At 70.1% G+C, this 4,511-nt stretch carries 6 protein-coding genes; 1 reads left to right on the top strand and 5 read right to left on the bottom strand.

The window, feature by feature from the left end:
- Positions 1–381: 381 nt before the first annotated feature.
- The 3 genes from IRZ18_08600 to IRZ18_08590 are packed head-to-tail and all read right to left on the bottom strand — an operon-like array spanning position 382 to position 1,315.
- Positions 382–585 carry a hypothetical protein gene (locus IRZ18_08600; protein MBX5477163.1) on the bottom strand — a complete coding sequence of 68 codons (204 nt, stop codon included), beginning with the start codon at positions 583–585 and terminating at the stop codon, positions 382–384.
- 57 nt (positions 586–642) lie between these two features.
- Positions 643–1,029, bottom strand: a complete 387-nt coding sequence (locus tag IRZ18_08595; protein MBX5477162.1) for a hypothetical protein — start codon at positions 1,027–1,029, stop codon at positions 643–645.
- A gap of 34 nt (positions 1,030–1,063) precedes the next feature.
- Positions 1,064–1,315 (bottom strand): hypothetical protein, encoded by a 252-nt coding sequence (locus tag IRZ18_08590; GenBank protein MBX5477161.1) that lies wholly within the window; start codon positions 1,313–1,315, stop codon positions 1,064–1,066.
- A gap of 248 nt (positions 1,316–1,563) precedes the next feature.
- Between IRZ18_08590 and IRZ18_08585 the strand changes: the two genes are divergently transcribed.
- Complete coding sequence (locus IRZ18_08585) at positions 1,564–2,346, top strand: EAL domain-containing protein (protein MBX5477160.1); 783 nt, start codon at positions 1,564–1,566, stop codon at positions 2,344–2,346.
- A gap of 575 nt (positions 2,347–2,921) precedes the next feature.
- Here the strand turns inward: IRZ18_08585 and IRZ18_08580 are convergent.
- The gene (locus IRZ18_08580) at positions 2,922–4,073 is read right to left on the bottom strand and encodes a DUF917 domain-containing protein (GenBank protein ID MBX5477159.1); all 1,152 of its coding nucleotides are present in this window, start codon (positions 4,071–4,073) and stop codon (positions 2,922–2,924) included.
- Between the two features lies 1 nt (position 4,074).
- Positions 4,075–4,476, bottom strand: coding sequence for a hypothetical protein (locus tag IRZ18_08575; GenBank protein ID MBX5477158.1), 402 nt, complete (start codon positions 4,474–4,476; stop codon positions 4,075–4,077).
- Between the last annotated feature and the right edge of the window lie 35 nt (positions 4,477–4,511).

Genomic DNA, 4,511 nt, shown 5'->3' with positions numbered 1-4,511 from the left:
GAGCCGCGCAGCCTCCAGGTCCGGGTCGGCATCCAACCTCTTCGTTTCGGTCTCCATCACCGGGCCTCCTCCGCGCCGGTACCCTCACCCAGGGCCCCTCGCCCTATGCACCGGCACGAAAAAGGCCCCGGTCTCCCCCGGGGCCCGCCTCGCCCTCCCTGTCCCGCTTTGCTTCGCCTGCCCTCGATCTGGGGCTCGGCACCCGTCTTGATCCTGCTCGCCTCCCGGCTTGGTCTCCCGATGCCGCGGGGGACTCACGCCAGGGGCTCCTAAGGCTTGCCTCCTCCAGCCCCCAATTGAACTCCGAGCTCCGCTTGCGCTGAGACTTCCACAACAAACTCTCCGGCCCGTCGGAGCGCTTACGCCTACGTCCTGGTACTCTTAGGAGCCGTCCGCCTTCGCCCACTCGTGAAGGCGCGCCACCGGCGCCGCCACCGACTCTTCTTCCTCCGCCTGCATCTCCGCGCTCACGCGCGCGTAGATCGAGCCCGCTTCGTGCGGGTAACTCTTGGATTCGACGTACTTGGCGAAGATCGGACTCGGGTCGAACGGGTCCATGGACGCCCCCGGGATCTCCGGATTCAACCGGTCCCGCCGGCCTGTGCGATCACCGAGCTCCGTGCAGCCCCGGCTCGGACGGCCTCATTCCTTGAGGCCGACGATCCATCCGCTTCCGCTCGGTGTCAACACCAGGCGGTCGCCGGGCCCCAGACAGGGGACCTTGCTCATCGCGTGGGTGTTCTCGACGGTCAAGACGCCGCCGGCCACGAGGTCGATCACGTCGGTGCAATGGCTCAGTCCCGCGCGATCCGGCGCACAGTTGAAGTCGGCGCGGACGACGCCTTCTTCGCGCCCGGAGAGCGCCCCGTCCAAGATCTTCAGCACGTATTTCCCGTGGGCGCCGTTGAGGCTCCAGTCGGAGACCGCGGATCGAGCCGGCTTGGCGGTCGGTCCGGCCGGGGTCAACACCCACGTTCCGAGGCCGACCACAACCGCCAGGAGCGCGCCGATGGCCCACCTCCGTCGCAATGCGCATCACCTCGCTTCGTCGTCAGACCGTCTTTCACGGACCAGTCGATCCGTCGGACTCCAGCCACCCCGCCCAGAGCCAGGGTCCCATCGCCGTCTCCCAGGCGGCGACCACCACCAGGTGTGGCCCCGCCCCCAGCGAAGGAAGCCCTACCCGAAGCGGCGCTTCCGTCGTCCCGAGGTCGTGTTCCACGCGCACCGGCTGGCTGTCGGTCCAGACGCGGAAAGCCGCAGCGAGTCCGAGAACCCCTGGCTCCAGCCGCAACGTCCCCGGCGGGAGTTTCACCGTGCTAACTTCCGGGGAACTTCGTCATGATCTTGACACCCGGCCCGGGGAAAGACTCATCTGTTAAATTGCAAAGGGTTGACCACCCGCGGCTCCCGGCACTCGGCGGCTCAGGGACGGCGCCGCCCGCGTCCCGATGACCTAAATGGATGGATCGCCCAGCGCCAAGCCCCGTGTCCGGAACGCCGTTCACCCGGTGTCGCAACCATCCCTGGGCTCGTTCGATGCCTACACTTGCGAAAGGAACGGTGAGCGCGCTCTTGACGGTGGACGAGGTCCTTTCTTCGGATGGGATCCGGACGTTGCTGCAGCCACTGGTGCGCATGGAGGACGGGACGGTCTACGGCTTCGAGGCCCTCAGCCGGGGGCCCGTCGGCTCGCCTCTGGAGGGGGCGGAGGCGCTCTGGCGGGCCGCAGAGGCGGAAGGCCGCGTGGGCGAGCTGGACTACGCCTGCCGCCGCGCAGCCCTGAGGGCGAAGCAACGCTGGTTCCCCGATGGCCGCACGCTCTTCGTGAACGTGGATCCTCTGGTCGTCCGGTCGCCTTCCTTTCGCCTGGGCGTCACGCAACGCTGGCTGCAGGAGATGGGGATCGACCCGGGCCAAGTGGTGCTCGAGATCACCGAACGCCGCCTGATCGACGATTACGAGGCCTTCCGGAGGGCACTCCACATCTACCGCGACGAGGGCTACCGCGTGGCGGTGGACGATGTCGGCGCCGGCTACTCCAGTCTCCGAACGGTGGCCGAGATCGAACCCCACTTCCTCAAGATCGACCTGTCGCTGGTGCGCGGGCTCGACCGCGATCGCGCCCGGCAGGCGGTGGTGCGCGCGATCGTCGGGTTGGCCCACGCCCTGGGGGCGCTGGCCGTGGCCGAAGGCGTCGAGCGCGTGGAGGAGCTGTTGGCGGTCCAGGAGCTGGGGGTCGACCTGGCCCAGGGCTTCCTCTTGGCCCGTCCGGGCGAGAAGCCGTCGGAGCTCTCTCCCACCGTCCTCCCGTGGTTGCGCCGGCCGCCCCTGCCGGGCAGCTGAGGGGATAGGCACCATAGGGCAGCCACCGGGTGTTAGGGAGAGGCATTGGGGGTGGCGGCGCGTCGTCCGGCTCACCGACTGGGCCAGGAGCGGCTGGGCTCGGGCCGAGCAGGTGCTCCACCGCTCCCGCCGGGCTCGCCACGGCCAGGGCACGCCCGCCAAGCGCCGAGCGCATCCGAGCCTGGGCGGCGGTAGCCTCTTCCCCATTCCGCTCGCTGCTGGAGGGCCGCCGCCTGACCAGCATCGGCCTCGCGAAGACCCGGCCGGGCCAGAGCCCGCGCCACCTCGTCGAGGAAGCCGACGCCTGCCTCTGCGACGCAGAGCGCCGCCCAAAAAGCCGGCGTTGACACACCCAGGACTTTTCCACCACGTCCTGGGCCACAGGCCGTCAGGGGCGGAAGGGCCACCCGATTACCTCGCAGCGGCTGCGCTCAGCTTGGCCGGGGCCACACGGTCCTCCTGGAAGAGCCGAGTGAGGGTCTCAATGCCCAAAAGGGCGCGCCGTTCGGGGCGCGCCCCTTCATCATCCACGCGGCCCGATGGCGCCGAACGCAGGCAAAGCTGCCCGCGTCGACTCAAGCCACCAGGTAGCGCTCCTTTTCGGGGGGCACGCCCCAGCGCCGGTAGAGATCCCGGAAGCGCACCTCCAGCGGGACGAACGGCAGGTCGTAACCGAACGCCCTCGGACCCCAGACCTCCAGCGCCGGCTCCGAGCGCATGATCTCGGGCGTCGGGATGCCGATCACCGTGACGCGCTGTCCGTAACGGATCCGCTCCGTCGTCACGGCCACGCCCGTCTCGCTGTCGAGGCAGGAGATCAGGTCCGGCACGGTGGCGACGGCCTCCCCGTCCCGCAACGCCACGAGGTTCTCGTTCTGGAACCGGATCTCGAGGGCGCTCCCCTGGTCGCGCCCGAGCCCCTGGAGGAACGCGCGGCCGACGGCGAACCCCTCCCGCGTCCGCCGCTCGACGTCCACGACCTTCCCCTCGAAGAGGCGGACCCCGTGCCCGTAGATCGACCGGCTCGTCGCCTCCAGGACGGCGTCCACCGGATGCCGCCCTCGCGAACGCGCCTCGAGGACGGCCCGCCCGATGGCCAGTCCCATGGAGACGGTCCCGCGCACCGCCGTGCGCTTGAATTCCCGGCCCGACATGGGGTAGTCGACCAGATGGGCGTGACCCCCCATGCGGATGGTGACGCCGCGCGCGAGCCACTCCAACTGGAAGTTGTCCGGCGTCTCCACGGTGACCACGGCCCCGCGCTCGTCCGCCACGACCGCGGGCGTGCCCGCCACCCCGTAGATGTGGAACGTCTCCATCTGCAGTTCGGGGAAAGCCCGCCCCATCCCGTCACCGTCGACCACCGGGATCCCCGCCCGGGCGGCCACGGCGAAGGGGATCTGCGAGTTGACGCCGCCGCACTCGATCGGCGAGGTCGCGTCGGCCTTCCGGCCAAGACGGCGTTCCTCCGCCCGGAGCGCCCGATAGGCCTCCATACCCTCGGGGACCTTCTCGATCATCACCGTCGGAGCGCCCATCATCGCGGTCGGCAGGACCAGCGCGTCGTCCTCGAGCTCCTCGGGATCGATCAGCGCCACCGGCCCCGACTCGCGCATCGCCTGCTGGGCCATCAGCTTTCCGATGAAGGGGTCGCCCCCGCCGCCCGTGCCCAGGATGGCCGCCCCTATGGCCAGCGCCTCGAGATCCTCGGGATGGACCCAGCGCATCTCAGGCCACCTCCACACCGCGCAGGCGGCCTGCGGCCTTCACCTTCACCCGCACGGCGTTCCCGGGGAGATAAGCCAGGGGAACCTCCTCCACCTCGATCACTTCCACGCTGTCGGGGTCGGCGCCCGCGCGCACCGCCTCCGCGAAGGCGTTCTCCCGCGCCTCCGCCAGGGCCGCCTCCCGGCTTCGCTTCTCGAGGGAGAAGATGCGGTCGACCGTCCCCGAGACCTGGGCGATGGCCGCGCCGATGGCGTTCGCCACCTCGTAGTGCTCCGGCCGGTCGATCTCCGAGACGCCTTCCAGACGATCCGGCAGGAGGATGCTCCCCCCGCCCACGGCCACCACCGGCACGGCCGCGGCGCTGGTCTTGATCCGGTCGACCGCCTCCTCCACCGTCCTCACGGCCTTCTCGAAGGCCCGCTCGAGGAGCCCCCTCT

Source organism: Clostridia bacterium, assembly GCA_019683875.1.
Classification (GTDB): Bacteria; Bacillota; Sulfobacillia; order RBS10-35; family Bu92; genus Bu92.
This window is presented reverse-complemented; position numbering and strand designations above follow the sequence as displayed.